Origin of the sequence: Burkholderia sp. Ed8 (genome assembly GCF_040761425.1) — a bacterium.
In the GTDB taxonomy this organism is placed as follows: domain Bacteria; phylum Pseudomonadota; class Gammaproteobacteria; order Burkholderiales; family Burkholderiaceae; genus Burkholderia; species Burkholderia seminalis.
On sequence record NZ_CP142886.1, the window covers coordinates 2,202,313 to 2,224,516 of the forward strand.

Below are 22,204 nucleotides of genomic sequence, written 5' to 3' on the forward strand. Positions count from 1 at the left end.
TCTCAGCCACGGGAAAAGTATACGCGCAGAGTTTACGAGCTGCAAGGTCTTTTTGTGGATCCACATCAGTTCACCCCCTTCGCGTCGAACGCTCGGCCGGCGATCATGAGCGCCTGGATGAGCTCGGCGAGCTGAGATGGATTGAGGGTGACGCCTTTCTGGCTCGGACGATATTCGCCGCCGCCGGCGTCGTACCAACAGCGAACATCGAGGAACTCACGACCGCGGAACTGACGGATCTGAACGCGCAGGCGTTCCGATGCACTCCGTTGCATATCCAGAAGATACCCACCGGGTTCCGACGGCGCGGTATCATTGCTGTGGGTCGTCTGGGTCGCGCTCTTGCCGGAGTCGCGGCCCTTTTCATTTTGGGTCGTCGGGATCGTCATGCATGTGCCCCCGTAAGAACCGCACGCAGCTCGCCGACGTTCCAAAGGGTAGAGCCACCGATCTTGCGAGGCTTCGGCAGTACGCCGCGACGGGATCGATTCCACGCGGTGGAAACGCTGCACCCACAAAGAGCGGCGACGACGTGCACGTCGACAGACGCAGCGTTGGGTAGGCTATCGAAATCCCTGAGCTTGTCTTTCGTTTTCATCCGTATCGACTCGAAAAGCGTCCGGAATTGGACGGGTCGATACAGCGTATTTTTTCGATTCTAGAATCCCAAGAGATCAACCTGCTATTACACGATCTCTGGCGACTAGAACGCGTGTTTTAGCAGCTAAACCACGTGCTGCGGTTCGTATGCAGGGACCTACTCAGCCGAAGGATCTTGATCATCGACCGGATTGGCTCGTTTCTCTGCGGAGATGAGTCGCGCCAGCTTGTCGTGAGAAAGAGGGATCCCCATCGCACGCAGTTTTTCCGCCGCACGGCTAGCAGACAATTTGTGGGGAACTTCGGCTCTCCATTTCTTGAGAGCCTCTTCTGACAGCTTTTTAAACGTAGCATTTCGCTTGCTTGAGCTGACCTTCCCAGGCGCGGCCTTTGCAACAATTTCGTCAGTGCACGTCTGAACGACACCACTCGTCATGGATGCGGCTGAAAGAGCACTGATCGCGGATTCCAAATCTCCAGCTTGTGCTAGTCGAAGAATGTTTCGCAAATAAACTCTTCCCAGCGCAATCGAGATCAGCAGCCGTCGCTTCGTTGTGCTTCTGCCGCACAGCTTATATAGGGCGGATATCGACTCGAGGGTGGCGATTTTTCCCACCGGAGTTTCTTGACTGAGACGTGCGTCCAGAAGTGCTTGGTCGATTAGACTTGCTCCTAGCGCGTCGAGCACCTTCGACGACGAGTCGTAATCCATCTTGAATACGGACTCGTATGAGGATCGATATTGTTGCGTGATTTCGCTTACTTCAATGTCGAGAGTTCTCAGCATCTTTTCATTCTGCCGAGCGATAGAGTCCACGTTTCGCCTCCCCATAAAGCTACGTTGGCCGGAAAATTAGATCGCGCCAGTCCGGCGATTTCATCTGTTTATGCCGACTTTCCAATCGGAACCACGCCGCCATCCACGAATGGCACTGAGATGAAGTTGGCCCAATCCGTCATCATGCGCCGGCGCTTCTCGAGTACATCGCCCCGCCAATAGGCCGCTTCCGTTGCATCGGTCTTGATGTGGGCGAGAGCAACCTCTGCGAGCTCGCGCGGATAATTGGTGTATTCGCTTGCCCAATCGCGGAACGTGGATCGAAAGCCATGCGGAGTTGCCTCGAGGTGCTGCCGACGCATCAGCTCCAATAGAGCCATGTCACTCAATACGCTGCCGGACCGCGGGCTGGGGAACACAAGATCCTGATCTTCGGTGCGCTCGATTGCCTTTAGCAGTTCAATGGCTGCCGGCGAGAGCGGTACGCGGTGCTCCTTCTTGGCCTTCATCCGCTCCGGCGGAACCGACCAGATACCGCGTTTGAGGTCGATTTCGCTCCATCTGGTGCCACGAGCCTCGCCGGATCGCGCTGCGGTCAAGATCGTGAACTCTAAACATCGAGCGCTGACGCCATCGGTCGCGCGCAACGCCTTCATGAAGGTTCCCATCTGAGCGATCGGGAGGGCCGGATGATTCCGCACTCGCTTGGTCCGCTTCGGGGCCGGCAAGAGCTTATCGAGATTGCCACGCCACGTAGCAGGATTGGTCCCGTCATCCCGGAAGCCTTTTACCTTGGCCCAGTCGAGGATGGCCTCCAGCCGTCCGCGCAACCGCGATGCCGTTTCCGTCTTCGTCATCCAGATCGGCTCGAGGACTTCCATGATGTGTGCGCGCGCGACATGTCGAACCATCAGGGTGCCGAGCTTAGGATAGGCATATTCGGCGAGCGTATTGCGCCATTGGTCGCCGTGCTTCGCGTTCTTCCACTCGGGTTCTTTGGCCTTGATGAACCGTTTGGCCGCAACCTCGAACGTGATCTCGAAAGCCTGGCTCGCCCTTAGGCGGCTCGCCGCCTCCTTGCGCGCGAGCACTGGATCGACGCCGCTTCGGATCTCATCGCGCATGGCTTGGGCCCGTTCATGAGCCTCTTTAAGCGGTACGCCGGGATAAGCGCCAAGGCCAATCTCGCGACGGTGGCCGCCCACGGTCGCGCGAAGTATCCATGAGCGCGTGCCGGTCGGAGAGATCTGCAGGTACAGGCCAGCAACTCGGCCTACTGCGTGCCAGCCGGGTGCCGACAGTCTCGAAACCGCTAGCGCGCCAAGCTCTTTTGCCGTTTTGGGCATGATCCAATCGAACTGTTCGCCGTGAGGCCCACCACGCGGGGCCTTTGCGAGTTCGGCGGAGGTTTTCCGGGAGCGGCATAGCGCCGCCAGTGCGCGAGTCCAACCCACCAACCGACCCACCGAAAACTTTACGACTATTCCGGACGGATCGCAATGAATCCGGATGGTTCGAGTTTTGAGGTTTGTCGGGAAACCCTTTTGTGGTAAGGGTTTGGGCGATTGATTCGGATGAATCTGGACGGGCGCGGATGGGTGATCTGGCGGAAGCGGTGAGATTCGAACTCACGGACAGTTTCCCGTCGCCGGTTTTCAAGACCGGTGCCTTAAACCGCTCGGCCACGCTTCCACACGAGGCGGCATTGTAACCGAAATGCCGCCGCGTTCATCCCGTCAATCGTCACGCAGGAACAATTCCTGCAGGTCGTTGAGAAAACGCTGGCCGAGCGGTGTCGGCGCGATCTGCGCGAAATCGCGCGCGATCAGCCCGCGTCGCTCCGCTTCCTGCAGCGCCGGCTCGATCGTGCTCATCGGCAGGCCCGTACGCTCCGCGAAACTGTGCACGGGGAAACCCTCGACGAGCCGCAGCGTGTTCAGCATGAACTCGAACGGCAGGTCGCGGGCGCCGACTTCGCGCTCTTCCTGCACGGCCGTGCCGGCCTTCGCCTGCTCGATGAAGGTTGCCGGATGCTTGTAGCGCGCCTGCCGCAGGATCCGGTTCGGGAACGACAGCTTCGTGTGCGCGCCCGCGCCGATCCCGAGGTAGTCGCCGAAGCGCCAGTAGTTCAGGTTGTGCTTGCACTGATGATTCGGCTTCGCATACGCGGACACCTCATAGCGTCCGTAGCCGGCCTCGGCCGTGCGTGCGTGGATCCACTCCTGCATGTCGGCCGACGCGTCGTCGTCGGGGACGACGGGCGGGAACTTCGCGAACAGCGTGTTCGGCTCGAGCGTCAGGTGATACAGCGACAGATGCGGCGGCGCGAACGACAGCGCGGTCTCGATGTCGGTGCGGCATTCGTCGAGCGTCTGGTTCGGCAGCGCGAACATCAGGTCGAGGTTGAAGTTGTCGAAGTTCTTCGCGGCGATCTCGACGGCCGCGCGCGCCTGCGCGGTATCGTGAATCCGGCCGAGCGCCTTCAGGTGCGTTTCGTTGAAGCTCTGGATGCCGACCGACAGGCGGTTCACGCCGCTCGCGCGGAACTGCGCGAACTTCGCGGCCTCGAACGTGCCCGGATTCGCCTCGAGCGTGATCTCGGCATCGGCGTCGAGCGGCAGCAGCGCGCGCACGTCGGACAGCATCCGGTCGAGGCCGGCCGCCGACAGCAGGCTCGGCGTGCCGCCGCCGATGAACACGGTATGCACCTGCCGCCCCCACACGAGCGGCAGCGCCTGCTCGAGATCGGCACGCAGCGCATCGAGGTACTCGGTTTCCGGGAATCGTTCGCCTTTCCATTCGTGCGAGTTGAAATCGCAATACGGGCACTTGCGCACGCACCACGGGAAATGCACGTACAGCGCGAGCGGCGGCAGCGACGTGAGCCGCACCTGGCCGGGCGACGTGAAGGTCGCGACGACGCGCGCGCCGGTTTGCGCGGCCTGGCTCATGCAACCCCCTGCGGCGAACGGGTAACGGGCATGCTCATGCTTCCTCCGCGAGCCGCGCCAGCAGCGCCTTCAGCGCCAGCGCGCGATGGCTGTGCGTGTTCTTCACGGCCGGATCGAGTTCCGCGGCCGTCGCGCCGAGCGCCGGCAGGTAGAAATACGGGTCGTAGCCGAATCCGTGCTCGCCGCGCGGCGTATCGACGATCTCGCCGGCCCAGCGCCCTTCGGCGAACAGCGGCTCGGGATCGTCCGCGTGGCGCACGAGCGCGAGCACGCAGCAATAGTATGCGCGCCGGTCGTCGACCCCGCGCAGCTGCTCGACGAGATACGCGTTGTTCGCCGCGTCGCCCTTGTCGCGGCCCGCACGCTGCGCGTAACGTGCCGAATAGACGCCCGGCGCACCGCGCAGCACGCGCACGCACAGGCCCGAATCGTCGGCGATCGCCGGCAGCCCGGTGAGCCGCGACGCGTGACGCGCCTTCGTCAGCGCATTCTCGATGAACGTGCCGAACGGTTCTTCCGCTTCGGGCACGGCGAGATCGCCCTGCGGGACGATCTCGATGCCGACCGTCGCGAACAGCGCGGTGAATTCGCGCAGCTTGCCCGGGTTGTTCGACGCGAGGACGATGCGCGACAGCGGCGCGAGGGTACGATCGTCAGGCATGGCCGGCGCCCAGGACATCCTTCTGCAGTTGCACGAGCTCGGCGATGCCACCCTGCGCGAGGTCGAGCAGCGCATTCATCTCGGCGCGCGAGAACGGCACGCCCTCGGCCGTGCCCTGGACTTCGACGAAACCGCCGGCACCCGTCATCACGACGTTCATGTCGGTGTCGCACTGCGAATCTTCCGCGTAGTCCAGGTCGAGCACCGGCGCGCCTTCGTATACGCCGACCGAGATCGCGGCGACGTGGTCGGTGATCGGCGAGCGCGCGAGCTTGCCGGCCGCGATCAGCGTCGACACGGCATCGTGCGCGGCGACGAAGGCGCCGGTGATGCTCGCGGTGCGCGTGCCGCCGTCGGCCTGGATCACGTCGCAGTCGATGTGGATCGTGCGCGGGCCGAGCGCCTCGAGATCGAACACCGCGCGCAGCGCGCGGCCGATCAGGCGCTGAATTTCCTGCGTGCGGCCGGTCTGCTTGCCGCGCGCGGCTTCACGGTCGCTGCGCGTGTGCGTCGCGCGCGGCAGCATCCCGTATTCGGCGGTCAGCCAGCCTTGCCCGCGCTCGCGCAGGAACTCGGGCACGCGTTCGGAGACGCTCGCGGTGCAGAGCACCTTGGTGTCGCCGAATTCGACCAGCACCGAGCCTTCGGCGTGTTTCGTGTAGTGGCGCGTGAGGGCGACCTTGCGCAGTGCGTCGGCGCGGCGGCCGCTCGGGCGGGAAACGGAAGACGTCATGGGGAAATCGCGGAAGGAGAGGAAACCCCGATTTTAGCGCCGAACGGCGGGCTTGCCCGGCGGGGTGGTCCGCAAAAATGGGATAATGCGCGCTTCCCGCCCCGCGTTTTCCGATGCGCCGGGCGCCTCGACACATCCCCGCCCGCGAGGGCACCCAGACGGCGAGACGAACCATGATCTACAGCATGACGGGCTACGCGAGCGCGACGCGCGAACTCGCGACGGCCACCGGCAACGGCGGCACCAGCGTGTCGGTCGAACTGCGCACCGTGAATTCGCGCTTCCTCGACCTCAATTTCCGGATGCCGGACGACGTGCGCGCGTGCGAGCCCGCGCTGCGCGAAATGCTGATGAACAAGCTGTCGCGCGGCAAGGTCGACGTGCGCATCAACCTGCAACGCGGCGAACAGAGCATCGGCGCGGGCGCGCTGAACCAGTCGGCGCTCGGCCAGCTTGCCGATCTCGAGCGTGCGGTGCTCGATTCGTTCCCGGGCGTCGGCCGCCTGCGCGCGGGCGAGATCCTGCGCTGGCCGGGCGTGCTCGCCGAAAGCGGCGTGTCGGCGGAAGCGATCCGCGACGCGGTGCTCGCGTGCGGCAAGGAAGCGATCGGCGAGCTCGTCGTCGTGCGTTCGCGCGAAGGCGCGCAACTGGCGACGATGCTGCTGTCGAACGTCACCGAGATGGAAGCGATCGTCGCGCGCATCACGCCGCTCGTGCCGGAGCTGATCGCCAAGCATCAGCAGAAGATCGTCGAGCGCCTGCAGGAAGCGCTCGGCCTCGCGGCGCCCGAAGGCGGCGCGACGATCGTCACGCGCGAGGAAGCCGCGGAACGCATCCGTCAGGAAGTGACGATGTACGGGATCCGGATCGACATCGCGGAAGAGCTGTCGCGGCTTACCGCGCACCTGAACGAAACGCGTCATGTGATCGAGAAGGGCGGCCGTGTCGGCAAGCGCCTCGACTTCATGATGCAGGAACTGAATCGCGAAGCGAACACGCTCGGCTCGAAGGCGGCGGCGAAGGAACTGGCCGACGCGTCGATGGCGCTCAAGCTGTTGATCGAGCAGATGCGCGAGCAAGTGCAAAACCTGGAGTAACGCAACATGATCCACCCCACTCACGACACGCATACGCTTCACGCGGGTGTCTACCCCGGCAACCTGTTCATGGTCATTGCGCCGTCGGGCGCCGGCAAGTCGACGCTCGTGAATGCGCTGCTGTCGAAGGACCGCGACATCTGCCTGTCGATCTCGTACACGACGCGCAAGCCGCGCCCGAACGAACAGGACGGCCAGCATTACCACTTCACGACCGTCGAGGATTTCCGCGCGCGTCACGCGGCGCATGAATTCCTCGAGAGCGCGGAAGTGCACGGCAACTATTACGGCACGTCGCGCGTCTGGATCGAAGAGCAGATGAAGAGCGGCCACGACGTGCTGCTCGAGATCGACTGGCAGGGCGCGTTGCAGGTGAAGAAGCAGTTCCGCAACGCGGTCGGCATCTTCATCCTGCCGCCGTCGCTCGATGCGCTCGAGGAGCGGCTGAAGAAGCGCGGCCAGGACGAACCGAACGTGATCACGCGGCGCCTGCTGGCTGCCGGCAGCGAGATCGCGCACGCGTCGGAAGCGGAATACGTGGTGATCAACGAGAATTTCGAGCGTGCGCTCGCGGAGCTCGAATGCATCGTCGCCGCGACGCGCCTGCGCTTTGCTTCGCAGTACGCGCGACACACGGAGCTGTTCATCGAGCTCGGCATCCATCTGCCCCACGCGGAATGACGCGGGGGACGAGGGACATAAGGTAGAATAAGGACTATATTCAGAAGGAATTACCAACATGGCTCGCATTACCGTCGAAGACTGCCTGAAGCAAATCCCGAACCGCTTCGAACTGGCGCTCGCCGCCACCTACCGCGCGCGGCAGCTCGCGCAAGGCCATACGCCGAAGATCGAAAGCCGCGACAAGCCGACCGTCGTCGCGCTGCGCGAAATCGCTGCCGGCCAGGTCGGCGTCGAGATGCTGAAGAAGGTGCCGGTGTAACGCGCATCCGGCCCGTTCCAGCCATGTAATCCACGCGCGCAACGACTCGACCTGGAGGCGAATATGAGCACCACCCCATCGTCCGCCTCCGCGGATTCGACCACCGAAGCCACGGCCCAGTCGCCTGCGCGCCAGTACATCGACGCGGTCCTCGAACAGTCCTTCCGGCATCTGTTCGGGCCGACCGCCACTCCGGAGCAGCCGCGCAAGCACGGTGTCGTTTCGATTGCGAAACTGACCACCGTGCTGGCCGAGTATCTCGCCCCGGACGAAATCAAAGAGGTCAAGGCGGCGTTCCACTTCAGCGACGAAGCCCACCTCGGTCAATATCGCCAGAGCGGCGAGCCCTACATCACCCATCCCGTCGCCGTCGCGGAAATCTGCGCCGGCTGGAAGCTCGACGCGCAGGCCGTGATGGCCGCGCTGCTGCACGACGTGATGGAAGACCAGGGCGTGACCAAGAACGAGCTGGCCGAGCGGTTCGGTCCGAAGGTCGCCGAGCTGGTCGACGGCCTGTCGAAGCTCGACAAGATGGAATTCCGCAGCCGCGAGGAAGCGCAGGCGGAAAACTTCCGCAAGATGCTGCTCGCGATGGCGCGCGACGTGCGCGTCATTCTCGTCAAGCTCGCCGATCGCCTGCACAACATGCGCACGCTCGGCGCGGTGCCGATGGAAAAGCGCCGCCGCGTCGCGCGCGAAACGCTCGACATCTACGCGCCGATTGCCCATCGGCTCGGGTTGAACAACACGTATCGCGAGCTGCAGGACATGAGCTTCGCGAACTTCAACCCGCATCGCTACGCGACGCTCGAGAAAGCCGTGAAGGCCGCGCGCGGCAACCGGCGCGAAGTGATCAGCAAGATCCTCGAGGCCGCGCAGCGCGCGATGGCCGACGCGAAGATCGACGCCGAGATCACCGGCCGCGAGAAAACCATCTACAGCGTCTACCGCAAGATGCGCGACAAGCAGCTGTCGTTCTCGCAGGTGCTCGACGTGTACGGTTTCCGCGTGGTCGTCGACAGTCCGCTCGACTGCTACACGTGCATCGGCGCATTGCATGCGCTGTACAAGCCCGTGCCCGGCAAGTTCAAGGACTACATCGCGATCCCGAAGATCAACGGCTATCAGTCGCTGCACACGACGCTCGTCGGCCCGTTCGGCGCGCCGATCGAGTTCCAGGTGCGCACGCGCAAGATGCACGAGATCGCCGAGGCCGGGGTCGCCGCGCACTGGCTGTACAAGAACGGCAGCGCCGATCTCAGCGACGTGCAGAAGCGCGCGCACCAGTGGCTGAAGTCGCTGCTCGACATCCAGAGCGAAGCCGGCGATTCGAGCGAATTCCTCGAGCACGTGAAGATCGACCTGTTCCCCGACGCGGTGTACGTGTTCACGCCGAAGTCGAAGATCATGGCGCTGCCGCGCGGCGCGACGGCACTGGATTTCGCGTATTCGATCCACAGCGATCTCGGCAACCAGTGCGTGGCCGTGAAGATCAACAACGAGCTGCTGCCGCTGCGCACCGAGCTGAAGAGCGGCGACATCGTCGAGGTGATCACCGCGCCGTATTCGAAGCCGAATCCCGCGTGGCTCGGTTTCGTGCGTACCGGCAAGGCGCGTTCGGCGATCCGCCACTACCTGAAGACGATGCGCCTGAACGAGTCCGTCCAGCTGGGCGAGCGGCTCGTCGACCAGAGCCTGAAGGGTTATGGTCTTGCGCTGGCCGACGTCGCGCCGGAAGTGTGGGAGAAGCTCGTGCAGTGGACGGGCAACAAGAGCCGCCAGGAAATTTTCGCGGACATCGGCCTGGGCCGCCGCGTCGCCGCGGTGATGGCCAAGCGCATCGAGGTGCTGATGAGCGGCCGCGATGCGGACGACGATCTGCCGAAGTCCGAGCGGCATGCCGTGCACCATGCGCCGCCGGTCGTGATCACCGGCACCGAAGGGATGTCGGTGCAGTTGTCGGCCTGCTGCCGGCCGATTCCGGGCGACGCGATCATGGGTTACATCGGCATCGGCCTGGGGATGGCGATTCATACGACCGATTGCCGTGTCGCGCAGCGTATCCATCGCCGCGATCCGGGCCGCTGGATCGATGTCGAATGGGCGCCGCAGCCGGGCCGCCTGTTCGATGTCGCGGTGAAGGCGCTCGTGAAGAACACGAAGGGCATCTTCGCGCGTGTTGCGGCGGACATCACGTCGGCCGATGCGAACATCGTGCACATCGCGATGGACGAGGATCTGACGCACGAATCGACGGTGCTGCGCTTCGTGATCCAGGTCAGCGACCGTGTGCACCTCGCGAACGTGATGCGGCGCGTGCGCACCAATCCGGACGTGATGCGGATCATGCGCGAGCGTTCGACCGACGACGGAGCGCATGCGCGCCACGACGGCGGCATGCGCATCGAGCGGGAGCGGCAGGATTACTGACGCGCTCGGTGTGCGGGCGATCGATCGACGGACGGCGGCCAATGGCCGCCGTTTTCATGCCGGCAGCGGTATGAACCTGCGGCAACGCGCGCGAGGGAAGAGGGGCGGCGGAAAAGAAAAAAGGGCTTTCCCGAAGGAAAGCCCTTTTAAGGTGGCGCGGCTGGCAGGATTCGAACCCACGACCCCTTGGTTCGTAGCCAAGTACTCTATCCAACTGAGCTACAGCCGCACGCAAAACGGTACTGCTTCAACTGTCGGAACCTTCTGCGATGGGAAGGCCCCCAAAAAAGTGGCGCGGCTGGCAGGATTCGAACCCACGACCCCTTGGTTCGTAGCCAAGTACTCTATCCAACTGAGCTACAGCCGCACGCAAAACAAAACTTCTACTGCTTCGAACTGAAAGGGCCTTCGGTTGGGAAGGCCCTCGAAAAAGTGGCGCGGCTGGCAGGATTCGAACCCACGACCCCTTGGTTCGTAGCCAAGTACTCTATCCAACTGAGCTACAGCCGCACGCAGAAGCGAAATTATAGCAGGGTTGTATAAAAAGGGAAGCCTTATTCGCGAATTAGGCGGCATGGCCTTCGCGGCGGCCCTTCGTGTACCCTTGGAGCATCAGTCATCCACGTTGAACCCGCATCATGAACAAGGCGTTTGTCAAAGAGTCGGACGGTGACGACGACGATCTCGACCAGGCTCAACCCGCGATTCCGGCGGGGGCGAAGAACTACATCACGCCGGCCGGCCACAAGCGGCTGAGGGACGAGCTGCTGAACCTGATCGACGTCGAGCGCCCCGAGGTCGTGCGGCTCGTGTCGTGGGCCGCGTCGAACGGCGACCGGTCGGAGAACGGCGACTACATCTACGGCAAGCGGCGGCTGCGCGAGATCGATCGCCGCATTCGCTTCCTGACGAAGCGGCTCGACCTCGCCGAAGTCGTCGACGCGAGCCGGCAGGAGAATGTCGACCAGGTGTTCTTCGGCGCAACGGTCGATTACGAGACGCCGGATGGCGTGGATCACACGATCACGATCGTCGGGATCGACGAGGTCGATCTCGACCATGGCTGCGTCAGCTGGATCTCGCCGGTCGCACGTGCGCTGATCAAGGCGAAGATCGGCGATACCGTCACGCTGATGACGCCGGCCGGCCCGCAGCCGATCGACATACTCGACGTCCGCTATCCGGCGCAGGGCACCGCCTGAGCCACGGCCCGCGCGCACGGCGCGGCAACGAAAAAGCGCCCCGGCGGGGCGCTTCGTCATCCGGCTTGCGGGCGGGTTTCGCTCAGAAGCGGTGGCGCATGCCGGCCGTGACCGCGATCTGCTTGTTGGTCGAGGATGCGGCGCCGAGCCCGTTGATGTTGGCACCGAGGTCGAGGCCGTCGTTGTTGACCTTCTGGAACTCACCCTGCAGATAGACGTCGGTGCGCTTCGACAGCGCATAGTCGGCCTGCAGGTTGAACTGGTGCCAGGTCGGCTTGTCGCCGGCCAGGCGGCCCTGCGTGTACGTGTACGAGCCGGCGAGCGACAGGGCCGGCGTCAACGCGTAACGGCCGTTGACTTCATAGTTGCTGAAGCGCGCGGTGCCGCCGAGGCCCGTGATGCCGCCGGACACGCCGGATTGCCCCGCGCTGATCGCGCGAATGCCGGTCAGGCGCGTCTGCGTGAACACGAAGCCGACCGTGGCGGGGCCGAAGCCGTAATTCAGGCCGGCCCCCCAGGTGCGCTGCACGCGCGACGCGAAGGTCCAGTCGCCGGTCACCGCGCCCGGATCGGATGCGGCCTGCGCGAGCGCGTTCACGTCGCTGTTCAGCTGCAAGTAGGCCGCGGCGAAGTTGAACCCCAGGTAGCTGTAAGACACGCCGCCGCTATACGCGCGGTTGTTCGCGAACGCCGTCGAGTTCGAGAACCCGTACAACGCGCCGAACTTGAGGCCGCCGTAGTTCGCGCTCTGGTACTTGACCGAATTGTTGATCCGGAACGAATTGTTCAGGTTGTCGTTGTCGAACGGGTGCGCGAACTGCGTGCCGCCGTATTGCGTGCCGGTCAGCGACAGCGGCCCGAGGTAGTCGACGACGCTGTCGTATTGCCGGCCCAGTGTCAGCGAACCGTAGCTGTCGTGCGCGAGGCCGACGAACGCTTGCCGACCGAACTCGCGGCCGTTCTGCTTCAGCGCGCCGTTGTTGATGCCGAAACCGTTTTCCAGCGTGAAGATCGCTTTCAGGCCGCCGCCGAGATCCTCGGTGCCGCGCAAGCCCCACCGGCTGCCGTTGACCGAGCCGCTCGTTTCCTGCCAGGCGCTGTGACCGCCCTGATTGTTCGTGTAGGTGATGCCGGCGTCGATCAGGCCGTATAGCGTCACGCTGCTTTGTGCGTGTGCGGCGGTAACGAATACACCCGACAACGCGGTGACGATCAGGGTTTTTTTCATGGATCTGTCTCCAAACAGGATGATGTCGATCGAACCTGCTGCCGGACCGGGCTGATGTGCGTGACGCTGTGACCGGCAGAGCGGCGGTGCGCTTGTCAGAAAGCCATCTGCAGTGTACGGAGTGCGTGAAGCGGAGGAGGGTGACGCTTTAAGCAATAATGTATTTTGGAATCCGCAAAGATCGTGGGATGCGCGTAAACGGTTGCACATCAAGGGTTTGCGGCGGTGCAGCGAAGAAAAATGGCGTTCAGGACTCCGTAACGGGCGTTGCGCGATCGCGACACCTGGTCAGCGGCCGGCGAGGGAGGCCGTAGCGCGATTATTGACACATCGGCAATAGAGGTTTGTGTGGAGCATGGCTAATGAAAGGTTGTTCTCTCGCTATACTGCGATCTCTGCTTTCCGAAGCAGACTTTTTCGTTGACGGAAAAGATCTCCAAACCTTTGTCGGCGCGACTTCCCAGTCGCGCTTTTTTTTGCCCCGCCGGTCCGTGCGCTACTGCGCGTACGAGCGCCGCTTGCGCTTGGGCGCAGGCGCGGCTTCCTCGGCATCGGTCGGCGGCGGTGTATAGGTCCAGTCTTCCATCACGTAGTGACGGGCATCCAGTGGCGAGGCGAGCAGGTTCTGCCAGTGGTCGCCGTGCCAGGTCGTATCGAATTCGGTGTCGCACGGCGCTTCGCGCGCGGACTCGGCCAGGGCGCGGGACTTGCGGCGTACGCGTCCGAGCCGGCTCGCGAAGCGCTTGATTCCGTCCAGCCACATGACCCTCTCCTTCCTGTCGGCGTGGTGTCAGCATCTCAACGTCCCCGGATTTTCGCAACCCGGAAAAAACCCGAGGGATTTACCGAGCTGATTTGTCCCCGGTAGGAATTTCATCGTCGGGATTATCGCAGATCCGTTCCCGGTAATATTGACAGGTTTTTGATGCGCATCAATTAATCAAAGGCGGTGGTGTACCGATTCCAGTGGTATTAGCGCTTTTTCGATAAAACTAACGTCAAAAATCTTCTTGACGCACCCGGATTGTCCAATTTATAAAGTCAGCACTCCGTCCTCGGGCGGCGTGCTGGTGCGGGTGCTGGCGCAATGTTTCGGGATTTCGGGAAACGGCTATAAAAATAGCTTTTTTGATCTAATCGAGTGGGGAACGAAGACATGGATACCGGTATCGTGAAATGGTTTAACGATGCTAAAGGTTTTGGTTTTATTACGTCGGACAATGGTGGTGAAGATTTGTTTGCGCACTTTTCCGAAATCCGGATGGACGGCTTCAAGACGCTGAAGGAAAACCAGCGTGTTTCGTTCGACGTCAAAGTCGGGCCGAAAGGCAAGCAGGCAGCGAATATCCAGGCGGTCTGACGCGCCACGCATTGCCGATCACGTCCGGCCCCCGCATCGCGGGGGCTTTTTGTTTTCCGGGGACGAATCGCTTCGGTCCGCGCTGGCCGTGGCCATGCTTGCCGGTGCATACTCACGGAAGCATCGTTTTCCTGTCTTTTCATGTCTGATTCTCGTCCGTCCGATCCCGCCAGCGAACAACCGCTCGTCTTCGTCGACCTCGAAACCACCGGCGGCTCGCCCGCCGAGCACCGCATCACCGAAATCGGCGTGGTCGAAATCGGTCCGCTTGGCGTGTCGACGTGGACGAGCCTCGTCAATCCCGAGCAGGCGATTCCGCCGTTCATCCAGCAACTGACGGGCATTTCGGATGCGATGGTGCGCGACGCGCCGTCGTTCGCGTCGCTCGCGCCGGCGCTGTTCGAGCGGCTCGACGGCAAGCTGTTCGTCGCGCACAACGCGAGTTTCGATCGCGGTTTCCTGCGCGCCGAATTCGAGCGCGCCGGCCTGGCGTTCAATCCCGATGTGCTGTGTACGGTCCGGCTGTCGCGCGCGCTGTTCCCGCGCGAATCGCGGCACGGGCTCGACGCGTTGATCGAGCGGCACGGTCTCGTTCCGGCTGCGCGCCACCGCGCGCTGGCGGATGCCGATCTGCTGTGGCAGTTCTGGCGCCAGTTGCACGACATCGTGCCGCTCGAGCGGTTGCGCGACCAGATCGCGTGCACGACGCGCCACTTCCGCCTGGGCGGCGATCTGACCGAGGCGTGGCTCGACACCGCGCCTGCCGGCTGCGGCGCCTATGCGTTGTTCGGGGAGGGCGACGCGCCGCTGTATGTGGGCCGAAGCGTGAGGGTGCGGCAGCGGCTGCGCGCGCTGCTGACCGGCGAGCGCCGTTCGTCGAAGGAGATGCGGCTGGCCCAGCAGGTGCGGCGCGTCGAATGGCGCGAGACCGGCAACGAACTGGGCGCGATGCTGGCGGAAGCGCAATGGATCGCCCAACTGCGGCCGTCGTACAACCGGCGCCCCGCGGCCGATGGCGTGCGTGGCGGCAATGCGCACTGGCCGTTCGACGGCGCCGTTGCGTTCGAGGCGAACGGCGAGCGCCGCCTGTTGCATGTGATCGACGGCTGGCGCTACCTCGGCACGGCCGAATCGCTCGATGCGGCCGCGCGGCTCGCCGCCGAGGCGGCGGACGGCACGTTCGAACCCTTTACCCATCGCCTGCTGCAGACGCATCTCGCGCGCGGGCTGCAACTGATTCCGCTCGCCGCGCTCACGCCGGCAGGTTGAGGGTGCGCGGCGCCGGTCGCGTCAGCCGATCGCGCTGGCGCCGCCGGCCGAGCAGACGTGCGACAGCGCGGTGTCGAGTGCCTGTGTCTGCTTCGAATCGTAGCGCGTCAGCGTTTTCCAGTTCGTGATGCTGCGCGCGAGGCGTGCCTGGCAATCGGGCGCATTGCGCAGCGGCGCGACCTGCGCGAGGCCCGCGAGCATTTTCTGCGTCAGCTGGTCGAGCGCCGGGCGCGTGCTGGTCGCGAGGTCGGGCGGTGTGCCCTCGGGCGGCCGCGTCGCGCGCCAGGTCGCGAACAGTGCATTCTGCACGTCTTTGCTCGCGGTGATCTGGTCCTCGAAGAACGTCCGTGCGAATGCCGGATCGACGCCGGCTTGCGTCGCGCGCTTTTCGACCGACGCAAGCAGGGCTGCTTCGCGCGGCGGGTCCTCGATCGCCTTCTGATTCGCCCACTTCCACCGCGCGACCGGTTCGGCGAGCGCGAGGCGTTGCGACGCGAGTGCGACGAGGTTGGTGAGCGCGGTGTCGTCGCCGTCGGCGCGGGCAATGTGAGGCGACGAAAAGAGGGCGACACCGAGCGCGGCGACAGCGACGCTGGCACGAATGGCTTGCTTCATCGGAATGATCGGAGGAGCCGGGCGGACCGGAGGTGGAAAACCAGAAGGATAGACGAAGACAGTCGCGCGGCGTAGCGACGCGACAGAAGAATCAGCAGGCGAGCTGATCCGGCACCGTCAGGCTGTTGCGGCCCGGGTGCGAGGCGAATGGCGCGCGATGCGCAGTGATGAACCGCACGATAGCGATGATCGACACGTGGCGGTTACAGAACCGGACAGGCGTTCACTTCGGCGAGTACAGCTTGTGCTGCTCGTCGAAGAATGCCCGCACGTGCTCGGGCAATTCGGCGAGGAATTCCACGCCGACGGGTTCCGGATCCGGGCTCATCACTTGCTCGGGCGGTGGCATGCGAGTGGGTCTTTCGTCCATGGTCATTTCTCCAGCAGGTTCGATGATTATCAACCTCGTGCTTGGATTTATGCCAGTGGCGAATCGTTAGATTTTGTCTCTGTTGTATTAACGGCACATGCGCTGCGGCGCGAGGTGTGATGGCCGCTATTGCCTCCTGCGCATTCAGCAACAATCGGGTCGCTTGTTATACTTGCGCGCACTTTTTCCTGGACCGCGATGAGACGAACGACGCGATGGATCGGCCTCGTATGGCTGGCGCTGGTACTGAACGTACTGTCGCCCGTCGTCGGCTACGCGCGTCTTGCGTCGAGCGGGTCGGGCGCGCTCACGCTCGAGTTGTGCAGTGCAGCGGGCGCGCGCCAGGTCGTGCTCGCCCAAGCGGGCGACGACCGCGACACGTCGTCGTTCGACCATGCCGGCGTGCCGCACTGCGTGTACTGCCCGGGCTTCGCGGCGAACCTCGCGCTCGGCACGCGCCTGCCCGACATGCCGGGCTTCGTGCGGACGTTCGCGTATCGCGTGGCCGCGCCGGCCGTTCCCGATTTTCCCCGCAAGCGCATTCGTCTCGCGCAGCCGCGGGCCCCGCCTGAAAACGTCCCGATCTGATTGATGTCGTGCGCGCCCCGGCGGCGCGCGTGCCGTCCGCGGCCCGGTCCGCGCGCCGCGTCGTGCGCGCGCGGCGCGCGCGCGTGCCCGGCGGTGTCCGATCACGTTTTCAGGAATTCACTTCATGTCGTTTACCCACGTCGCGCGGTTGCCGCGCGGCCGGCTCGCGCTCGCATGCGCGGCCGCTTTTGCGTGGCCCGCCGCGCACGCCGCATCGCCGGTCGATGCGCCCGCCGATTCTTCCCCTGGTGGCGTCGCGCGCCCGGCCAGCGCCGCCGTGCCGCCGGCACCGGCCGGCGACACGCTGACCGCCGTCAGCGTGACCGCCCAGCGGCAGCCGGTCGATCCGGATACGCCGGCCGTCGTCACGTCGATCACGCGCGAGCAGATCGACTCGCATACCAACGTCACCACCGAGGACGCGCTGAAGTACGCGCCGAACCTGATGGTCCGCAAGCGCTATATCGGCGACCGCAACAGCGTGTTCGCGGGCCGCGACTTCAACGAGCTGCAGAGCGCGCGCGGGCTCGTGTACGCGGACGGTGTGCTGCTGTCGAACCTGCTCGGGTCGAGTTATGCGTACCCGCCGCGCTGGTCGCTGATTCCGCCTGACGACATCGCGCGCGTCGACGTGCTCTACGGCCCCTTTTCCGCGCTGTATCCCGGCAACGCGATCGGCTCGACGGTGCTGCTCACGACGCGACGGCCGGACGAGCTCGAGGCGTCGCTGTCGACGCAATTCTTCACGCAGCGCTATCACGACGGCTACGGATTCGCGAACAGCTTCGGCGGCAATCATCAGACCGCGCGGATCGCCGACCGCGTCGGCCGGTTCTGGTTCGCGCTGTCGCTCGACCGGCTCGAGAACAACGGTCAGCCGATGCAGTATGCGAGTCCCAATTCGGCCTACACCCCGAAGCTGGGCACCGCCGTACCCGTCACGGGTGCCGCGACCGACATCGGGCCGAACGGCAAGCCGCGGACGATCGTCGGCGCGCAGACGATCGAGCGGACCGAGCAGCTCAACGAGACGGTCCGGATGGGCTACGCGTTCACCGACCGCGTTGATGCGACGCTCACGCTCGGGCATTGGGAGAACCATTACCGGCAGCACGGCGAAACCTTCCTGCGCGACGCGGCCAGCAACCCGGTCTACGGCGGCAACGTGTCGATCGGCGGGCGGAGCATGACCGTCGCGCCGAACGCGTTCGCGCCGCAACGCGGCGACCAGGAGAACTGGCTGTACGCGCTGGGCCTGAACGGCCGGCTCGATTCGGGCTGGCGGCTGTCGGGCGTCGTGTCCGCGTACGACGTGTCGCGCGACGTGCTGCGCGCGGCCTCGACCGTGCAGGGCGGGGCGGGCACGCTGTTCCAGGGCGACGGCACCGGCTGGCGCACGCTCGACCTGAAGGCCGAGGCGCCGACAGTGAAGGGCCACACGTTCACGTTCGGTTACCACTACGACAACTACTTCCTGCGCAACGTCACGTACAACACGGCCGACTGGCTGGCCGGGCCGACCACGTCGCTCGCGAGCGTCTATCGTGGCGACACGCGCACGCAGGCGCTGTTCGGGCAGGATGCGTGGCGCTTCGCGCCGGGCTGGCTCGCGACGCTCGGGTTGCGCTACGAGCGCTGGGATGCTTACGGCGGCGCGCTCGGCAACGCGGGCGGCACGCTCGGTTATGCGGATCGCGGCGCGAACGCGCTGTCGCCGAAGGTTGCGCTGCAATGGGACGCGACGGACGTGTGGCGCTTCCGGCTGTCGTTCGCGACCGGCACGCGGTTCCCGACCGTCGGCGAGCTGTTCCAGGGCACGATCTCGAACAATGCGATCGTCAACAACAACCCGAACCTGCGGCCGGAAAAGGCGATCGACTGGGACTTCACGGCCGAGCGCGACGTCGGTGTCGGCGTCGTGCGCGCGAGCGTGTTCCAGAGCGACCTGCGCGATTCGATCTACAGCCAGACGACCGTGTCGGGCGCGACGACCGTCACCAACGTCTCGAACGTCGACCGCGTGCGCGTACGCGGCATCGAGCTCGCGTTCAGCGGCGAGAACGTCGGGCTGAGGGGGCTCGCGATCGACGCGAACGTATCGGCCAGCAATGCGCAGATCCTCGCCGATGCCGCGAATCCTGCCTACGTCGGCTCGCGCTTCCCGCGCATTCCGCGCATGCGCGCGAACCTGCTGGCGTCCTATCGCTTCGACGAGCACTGGCTCGCGAGCGTCGGCGTGCGCTACTCGGGCCGCCAGTTCAACACGCTCGACAACAGCGATGTGAATCCGGACGTGTACGGCGGCACGAGCTCGTTTACGGTCGTCGACCTGAAGGCACGCTATCGCCTCGATCGTCACTGGACCGCATCGCTCGGCATCGACAACCTGACGGATCGCCGCTACTACGTGTTCCATCCGTATCCGGGCCGTACCTTCTACGGAGAACTGAAATGGTCGCTGTGAAGTCGTTCGCGGCGTTGTCTCCGGCGGGTGCGACGTGTTCCATTCGCGCATCGGGTCGCATGACAGCGCCTTCATCCGGACGGGTAGCTCGCGATGGTCGTGATGGATGCGTACAACGACAGCGGTGCGGCGCTCGCGTAAGCGCTCGCGCGGCATGCGCACGCGGAACCGGTGCCCGAGCGTTTGCGCGCGGCACTGGATGCGGGATGGCGGGGGACATGCCGCGCACCGTGTGGATCGGGCGCGATCGTGCACGCGAAGCGCGCAGCGGGGTGTTGACGACCGACGTGCTCGACGGCGAGTTGCAGCACGCGAAGCGGTGATCGAACGGGCGGCGCGCGGCAAACGGGCCGCGCGCCGGCCTGATGCGAAAACGCGCCCGAAGGCGCGTGGAGAGAAGCGTCAGGCCGCTCGTTTGAATAGCCGGATCACGAACAGCAGGATCACCGCACCGACGACCGCGACGATCACCGAGCCGATGAAGCCGCTGCCGACGCTGATGCCGAGTACTCCGGCGAGCCAGCCGCCGATCACCGCGCCGACGATCCCGACGATGATGTCGACGATCAGTCCGAAGCCGCCGCCTTTCACGAGCAGCCCGGCAAGCCAGCCGGCGATCGCGCCGATGATGAGCCACATAATCAAGCCATGAGTCATGGTGGTCCTCTCCTTGGGTTGAGTCGAAATGACCGGGCAACGGCTGTCGTGTGCCGCAAGCTGGATGAAAGCGGCATGCGACCCGCCGCGCCGCCCACGCAATGTAACGCGATAGACGGGTCAGGATCGTTAAGTAATGTTATGCACCCTTAAGCGGATTTTCCAGCGGAATTCGTCTGGCTGCGATGCGTCATGAAATGAATATGTAAGAAATGGGCGGGGACGGACCTGGCCGGTCAGGCGTCCCGCTGTCCGCGTGCCGCCACCGGAACGTTTGCATCGGGCAGCCCTTCGCCAGCATCGGCGATCAGTCGTGCGACGATCGCGGGATCGGCTATCGTCTCAATCGACAGGAGTGCGAAGCGGGTGAGATAAAGCGGTGCGTCGGTTTCACCGATCCGCGTCATCGTGCGGCACAGATCGGTGTAGAGCGTGTCGCGTTCGATATCCGTGATCATGCGGTCTCCTGAAGGTCGGTCTCGGTTGACGTGGGCGGGTGGAGCGCGCGGTCGAGCGCGGCGGCGAGATCGTCGGCGCGCGCGTCGTGCCAGCGGCCGAGTACGTGCCCGTCCGGTCGCACGAGATAGACGGTGCCGTCGCGTGCGTCGTACAGGTCGAACAGCCGGCCGTCGTCGTCATGGCCGGCGCAGGCCGGGTGTCGCGGCCCCGCTTGGCGTGCGAGCGTGACGAGCGTGAACGGCACGTGCGCATCCTGCACGCGCCGCTCGAGATCGGCGAGCGACGGATCGGGCACGCCATCGCGCGTGAAGCAGAACGCGGTGAAGCGCGGCGCGACGAGATCGGTCAGGTGGCCGCTGCGCGTGCCGCCGCCGAGTGGCGCGTACAGCGTCAGCGGACATTCGACGAGTACCGTGCCGGGCGCCGGGCCGGCCGCGAACGTGTCGCGCTCGGCGGCATTCAGCGGCGACTTCGCATACGCGATAGCCGATGTCTGGCGCGGGTTGATCAGCGAACGCAGTGCCGGATGCCGGCGCGCGAGCGTCAGCACGGCCTTGCGCATCAGTTCGAAGGCAAACGACGGCGGCGCCATGAACTCGGTGCTCTTCGTGCCGTAACGCAGGTTCTCGTGCGTCGCGAACACGCGTTCGTCCGAGTAGCTGTCGAGCAGTGCGTCCGACGCGATGCCGCGCAGCACGTACGCGAGTTTCCACGCGAGGTTGTCGGCATCGTCGATGCCCGAATTCGCGCCGCGCACGCCGAAGATCGGCACGAGGTGTGCGGCGTCGCCGCAGAACAGCACGCGGTCGTGCCGGTAGCGTTCGAGCGTCAGTGCGTTCGCCTTGTAGATCGTGATCCAGATCGGCGACCATGGGCCGCGCTCGCCCATCATGTCGAGCAGGTTCTGCACGCGGGGGATCACGTGCTCGGGCTTCACGGCCGCGTCGGCATCCTCGTCGTCGCGCAACTGGTAGTCGATCCGCCACACGTTGTCGGGCTGCTTGTGGACGAGCACCGTCGAGCCCGGGTTCGACGACGGATCGAAGTACGCGAGGCGCTCGGTCGGCCGGTTGCTGTCGAGCGCGATGTCGACGATCACATAGCGGCCCTCGTAGCGCGTGCCGCGGAGCGACAGACCGAGCGCGTCGCGCATCGTGCTGCGTCCGCCGTCGCATGCGACGACCCAGTCGGCGTCGAGCGCGTAGCCGCCGAGCGGCGTGTCGACGTCCAGGCGTACGCCGTCCGGTTGTCGCGTGACGCCGGTGACCTTCGTCTGCCAGCGGATCTCGATGAAATCGGCGCGGCGTCGCGCGGCGTCCAGCAGGAACTGCTCGATGTGATACTGCGCGAGGTTCACCATCGGCGGCAGCTTCTGGTTCTCGTCCTGCGGCATCGTGAAGTGCAGCACTTCGTCGTCGCGATGGAAACTGCGTCCGCCGGTCCATGGCAGCCCGGTGCGCAGGAAATCGTCGAGCGCGCCGAGCCGTTCGATGATCTCGAGGCTGCGGCGCGAAATGCAGATCGCGCGGCTGCCGTGACAGACCGAATCGTCGGCTTCGATCAACACGCTGCGAATGCCGTGATTCGCGAGGCCGAGCGCGACGGCGAGGCCCACGGGGCCGCCGCCGACGATCGCGACGCGATGCCGGTGCGTATCGATGCCGTCGACGCAGTCCGGCAGATGCGCGGAATGGCGCGCGGCGACGAACGGATAGGGTTTGAACGCGATGGTCATCGTTGGCTTCCACGGTGGTCTGACTCGACGTGCGCGCATCGGCGATGCGATGGGCAACGGGTCG

The 22,204-nt window shown here is 64.7% G+C and carries 22 protein-coding genes, 4 tRNA genes and 1 pseudogene; 10 read left to right on the forward strand and 17 right to left on the reverse strand.

Annotated elements, in window-relative coordinates; all coding sequences use genetic code 11:
- Positions 1-65: 65 nt before the first annotated feature.
- The 7 genes from VXM69_RS24170 to rph all read right to left on the reverse strand — a co-directional run bounded on the left by VXM69_RS24170 (position 66) and on the right by rph (position 5,723).
- Positions 66-389: a transcriptional coactivator p15/PC4 family protein gene (locus tag VXM69_RS24170; protein WP_367189349.1), complete on the reverse strand. Its 324-nt coding sequence runs from the start codon at positions 387-389 to the stop codon at positions 66-68.
- Between the two features lie 368 nt (positions 390-757).
- Entirely contained in the window at positions 758-1,417 is a 660-nt protein-coding gene (locus VXM69_RS24175; protein WP_367189350.1) for a hypothetical protein, read from the reverse strand.
- Between the two features lie 68 nt (positions 1,418-1,485).
- Positions 1,486-2,724, reverse strand: coding sequence for a tyrosine-type recombinase/integrase (locus VXM69_RS24180; RefSeq protein WP_367189351.1), 1,239 nt, complete (start codon positions 2,722-2,724; stop codon positions 1,486-1,488).
- A gap of 258 nt (positions 2,725-2,982) precedes the next feature.
- Positions 2,983-3,070 (reverse strand) — tRNA-Ser (locus VXM69_RS24185).
- 44 nt (positions 3,071-3,114) lie between these two features.
- Positions 3,115-4,329 carry a radical SAM family heme chaperone HemW gene (gene hemW / locus VXM69_RS24190; protein WP_034187382.1) on the reverse strand — a complete coding sequence of 405 codons (1,215 nt, stop codon included), beginning with the start codon at positions 4,327-4,329 and terminating at the stop codon, positions 3,115-3,117.
- Between the two features lie 34 nt (positions 4,330-4,363).
- The gene (gene rdgB / locus VXM69_RS24195; protein WP_175027376.1) at positions 4,364-5,008 is read right to left on the reverse strand and encodes an RdgB/HAM1 family non-canonical purine NTP pyrophosphatase; all 645 of its coding nucleotides are present in this window, start codon (positions 5,006-5,008) and stop codon (positions 4,364-4,366) included.
- The gene (rph, locus tag VXM69_RS24200) at positions 4,983-5,723 is read right to left on the reverse strand and encodes a ribonuclease PH (RefSeq protein ID WP_034187383.1); all 741 of its coding nucleotides are present in this window, start codon (positions 5,721-5,723) and stop codon (positions 4,983-4,985) included. The genes rdgB and rph overlap by 26 nt, the downstream gene beginning before the upstream one ends.
- Before the next feature lie 173 nt (positions 5,724-5,896).
- On the opposite strand from rph, the gene VXM69_RS24205 reads away from it, so the two are divergent.
- The 4 genes from VXM69_RS24205 (at position 5,897) to VXM69_RS24220 (ending at position 10,193) form a co-directional block, all read left to right on the forward strand.
- On the forward strand, positions 5,897-6,820 hold the full coding sequence (locus VXM69_RS24205; protein WP_034187384.1) for a YicC/YloC family endoribonuclease: 924 nt from the start codon (positions 5,897-5,899) through the stop codon (positions 6,818-6,820).
- A gap of 6 nt (positions 6,821-6,826) precedes the next feature.
- Entirely contained in the window at positions 6,827-7,501 is a 675-nt protein-coding gene (gmk, locus tag VXM69_RS24210) for a guanylate kinase (RefSeq protein ID WP_034187385.1), read from the forward strand.
- Positions 7,502-7,559: 58 nt separating this feature from the next.
- Positions 7,560-7,763, forward strand: a complete 204-nt coding sequence (gene rpoZ / locus VXM69_RS24215; RefSeq protein ID WP_006025620.1) for a DNA-directed RNA polymerase subunit omega — start codon at positions 7,560-7,562, stop codon at positions 7,761-7,763.
- Positions 7,764-7,826: 63 nt separating this feature from the next.
- On the forward strand, positions 7,827-10,193 hold the full coding sequence (locus VXM69_RS24220) for a bifunctional (p)ppGpp synthetase/guanosine-3',5'-bis(diphosphate) 3'-pyrophosphohydrolase (RefSeq protein WP_034187386.1): 2,367 nt from the start codon (positions 7,827-7,829) through the stop codon (positions 10,191-10,193).
- A gap of 152 nt (positions 10,194-10,345) precedes the next feature.
- Here the strand turns inward: VXM69_RS24220 and VXM69_RS24225 are convergent.
- The 3 genes from VXM69_RS24225 to VXM69_RS24235 form a co-directional block, all read right to left on the reverse strand.
- A tRNA-Arg gene (locus VXM69_RS24225) sits at positions 10,346-10,422 on the reverse strand.
- 61 nt (positions 10,423-10,483) lie between these two features.
- Positions 10,484-10,560, reverse strand: a tRNA-Arg gene (locus VXM69_RS24230).
- A 66-nt stretch (positions 10,561-10,626) separates the two neighbouring features.
- Positions 10,627-10,703, reverse strand: a tRNA-Arg gene (locus tag VXM69_RS24235).
- A 128-nt stretch (positions 10,704-10,831) separates the two neighbouring features.
- Between VXM69_RS24235 and greB the strand changes: the two genes are divergently transcribed.
- Positions 10,832-11,395 (forward strand): transcription elongation factor GreB, encoded by a 564-nt coding sequence (gene greB, locus VXM69_RS24240; RefSeq protein WP_034187387.1) that lies wholly within the window; start codon positions 10,832-10,834, stop codon positions 11,393-11,395.
- A gap of 82 nt (positions 11,396-11,477) precedes the next feature.
- On the opposite strand, the gene VXM69_RS24245 is transcribed toward greB, so the two are convergent.
- Positions 11,478-12,623 carry a porin gene (locus tag VXM69_RS24245; RefSeq protein ID WP_034187388.1) on the reverse strand — a complete coding sequence of 382 codons (1,146 nt, stop codon included), beginning with the start codon at positions 12,621-12,623 and terminating at the stop codon, positions 11,478-11,480.
- A 496-nt stretch (positions 12,624-13,119) separates the two neighbouring features.
- Positions 13,120-13,386, reverse strand: a complete 267-nt coding sequence (locus VXM69_RS24250; RefSeq protein ID WP_034187389.1) for a hypothetical protein — start codon at positions 13,384-13,386, stop codon at positions 13,120-13,122.
- A gap of 393 nt (positions 13,387-13,779) precedes the next feature.
- On the opposite strand from VXM69_RS24250, the gene VXM69_RS24255 reads away from it, so the two are divergent.
- The gene (locus VXM69_RS24255) at positions 13,780-13,983 is read left to right on the forward strand and encodes a cold-shock protein (RefSeq protein ID WP_006476615.1); all 204 of its coding nucleotides are present in this window, start codon (positions 13,780-13,782) and stop codon (positions 13,981-13,983) included.
- 141 nt (positions 13,984-14,124) lie between these two features.
- Positions 14,125-15,252 (forward strand): exonuclease domain-containing protein, encoded by a 1,128-nt coding sequence (locus VXM69_RS24260; RefSeq protein ID WP_367189356.1) that lies wholly within the window; start codon positions 14,125-14,127, stop codon positions 15,250-15,252.
- Positions 15,253-15,273: 21 nt separating this feature from the next.
- Here the strand turns inward: VXM69_RS24260 and VXM69_RS24265 are convergent, their stop codons facing one another.
- Entirely contained in the window at positions 15,274-15,867 is a 594-nt protein-coding gene (locus tag VXM69_RS24265; RefSeq protein WP_049035000.1) for a chorismate mutase, read from the reverse strand.
- Between the two features lie 223 nt (positions 15,868-16,090).
- Complete coding sequence (locus tag VXM69_RS24270; protein WP_009690993.1) at positions 16,091-16,237, reverse strand: hypothetical protein; 147 nt, start codon at positions 16,235-16,237, stop codon at positions 16,091-16,093.
- 198 nt (positions 16,238-16,435) lie between these two features.
- Here VXM69_RS24270 and VXM69_RS24275 point away from each other — a divergent pair, with 198 nt between their 5' ends.
- From VXM69_RS24275 to VXM69_RS24285, 3 genes and pseudogenes are all read left to right on the forward strand, one after another.
- Complete coding sequence (locus VXM69_RS24275) at positions 16,436-16,825, forward strand: DUF2946 domain-containing protein (protein WP_034187392.1); 390 nt, start codon at positions 16,436-16,438, stop codon at positions 16,823-16,825.
- Between the two features lie 124 nt (positions 16,826-16,949).
- Positions 16,950-19,289 (forward strand): TonB-dependent receptor, encoded by a 2,340-nt coding sequence (locus VXM69_RS24280; RefSeq protein ID WP_367189357.1) that lies wholly within the window; start codon positions 16,950-16,952, stop codon positions 19,287-19,289.
- Between the two features lie 45 nt (positions 19,290-19,334).
- Positions 19,335-19,612: pseudogene (locus tag VXM69_RS24285) on the forward strand (TlpA family protein disulfide reductase); the annotation flags it as partial.
- 79 nt (positions 19,613-19,691) lie between these two features.
- On the opposite strand, the gene VXM69_RS24290 reads toward VXM69_RS24285, so the two are convergent.
- From VXM69_RS24290 to VXM69_RS24300, 3 genes are all read right to left on the reverse strand, one after another.
- Complete coding sequence (locus VXM69_RS24290) at positions 19,692-19,946, reverse strand: GlsB/YeaQ/YmgE family stress response membrane protein (RefSeq protein WP_034187394.1); 255 nt, start codon at positions 19,944-19,946, stop codon at positions 19,692-19,694.
- 236 nt (positions 19,947-20,182) lie between these two features.
- Entirely contained in the window at positions 20,183-20,404 is a 222-nt protein-coding gene (locus tag VXM69_RS24295; protein ID WP_367189358.1) for a hypothetical protein, read from the reverse strand.
- Complete coding sequence (locus VXM69_RS24300) at positions 20,401-22,140, reverse strand: FAD-dependent oxidoreductase (protein ID WP_367189359.1); 1,740 nt, start codon at positions 22,138-22,140, stop codon at positions 20,401-20,403. Before VXM69_RS24300 ends, VXM69_RS24295 begins: the two co-directional genes overlap by 4 nt.
- Positions 22,141-22,204 lie beyond the last annotated feature (64 nt).

Coding starts and splice junctions, on each gene's coding strand:
- VXM69_RS24170 (WP_367189349.1), bottom strand. CDS start 389: ATGACGATCCCGACGACCCAAAATGAAAAGGGCCGCGACTCCGGCAAG.
- VXM69_RS24180 (WP_367189351.1), bottom strand. CDS start 2,724: ATGCCCAAAACGGCAAAAGAGCTTGGCGCGCTAGCGGTTTCGAGACTG.
- hemW (WP_034187382.1), bottom strand. CDS start 4,329: ATGAGCCAGGCCGCGCAAACCGGCGCGCGCGTCGTCGCGACCTTCACG.
- rdgB (WP_175027376.1), bottom strand. CDS start 5,008: ATGTCCTGGGCGCCGGCCATGCCTGACGATCGTACCCTCGCGCCGCTG.
- rph (WP_034187383.1), bottom strand. CDS start 5,723: ATGACGTCTTCCGTTTCCCGCCCGAGCGGCCGCCGCGCCGACGCACTG.
- VXM69_RS24205 (WP_034187384.1), top strand. CDS start 5,897: ATGATCTACAGCATGACGGGCTACGCGAGCGCGACGCGCGAACTCGCG.
- gmk (WP_034187385.1), top strand. CDS start 6,827: ATGATCCACCCCACTCACGACACGCATACGCTTCACGCGGGTGTCTAC.
- rpoZ (WP_006025620.1), top strand. CDS start 7,560: ATGGCTCGCATTACCGTCGAAGACTGCCTGAAGCAAATCCCGAACCGC.
- VXM69_RS24220 (WP_034187386.1), top strand. CDS start 7,827: ATGAGCACCACCCCATCGTCCGCCTCCGCGGATTCGACCACCGAAGCC.
- greB (WP_034187387.1), top strand. CDS start 10,832: ATGAACAAGGCGTTTGTCAAAGAGTCGGACGGTGACGACGACGATCTC.
- VXM69_RS24245 (WP_034187388.1), bottom strand. CDS start 12,623: ATGAAAAAAACCCTGATCGTCACCGCGTTGTCGGGTGTATTCGTTACC.
- VXM69_RS24250 (WP_034187389.1), bottom strand. CDS start 13,386: ATGTGGCTGGACGGAATCAAGCGCTTCGCGAGCCGGCTCGGACGCGTA.
- VXM69_RS24255 (WP_006476615.1), top strand. CDS start 13,780: ATGGATACCGGTATCGTGAAATGGTTTAACGATGCTAAAGGTTTTGGT.
- VXM69_RS24260 (WP_367189356.1), top strand. CDS start 14,125: ATGTCTGATTCTCGTCCGTCCGATCCCGCCAGCGAACAACCGCTCGTC.
- VXM69_RS24265 (WP_049035000.1), bottom strand. CDS start 15,867: ATGAAGCAAGCCATTCGTGCCAGCGTCGCTGTCGCCGCGCTCGGTGTC.
- VXM69_RS24270 (WP_009690993.1), bottom strand. CDS start 16,237: ATGGACGAAAGACCCACTCGCATGCCACCGCCCGAGCAAGTGATGAGC.
- VXM69_RS24275 (WP_034187392.1), top strand. CDS start 16,436: ATGAGACGAACGACGCGATGGATCGGCCTCGTATGGCTGGCGCTGGTA.
- VXM69_RS24280 (WP_367189357.1), top strand. CDS start 16,950: ATGTCGTTTACCCACGTCGCGCGGTTGCCGCGCGGCCGGCTCGCGCTC.
- VXM69_RS24290 (WP_034187394.1), bottom strand. CDS start 19,946: ATGACTCATGGCTTGATTATGTGGCTCATCATCGGCGCGATCGCCGGC.
- VXM69_RS24295 (WP_367189358.1), bottom strand. CDS start 20,404: ATGATCACGGATATCGAACGCGACACGCTCTACACCGATCTGTGCCGC.
- VXM69_RS24300 (WP_367189359.1), bottom strand. CDS start 22,140: ATGACCATCGCGTTCAAACCCTATCCGTTCGTCGCCGCGCGCCATTCC.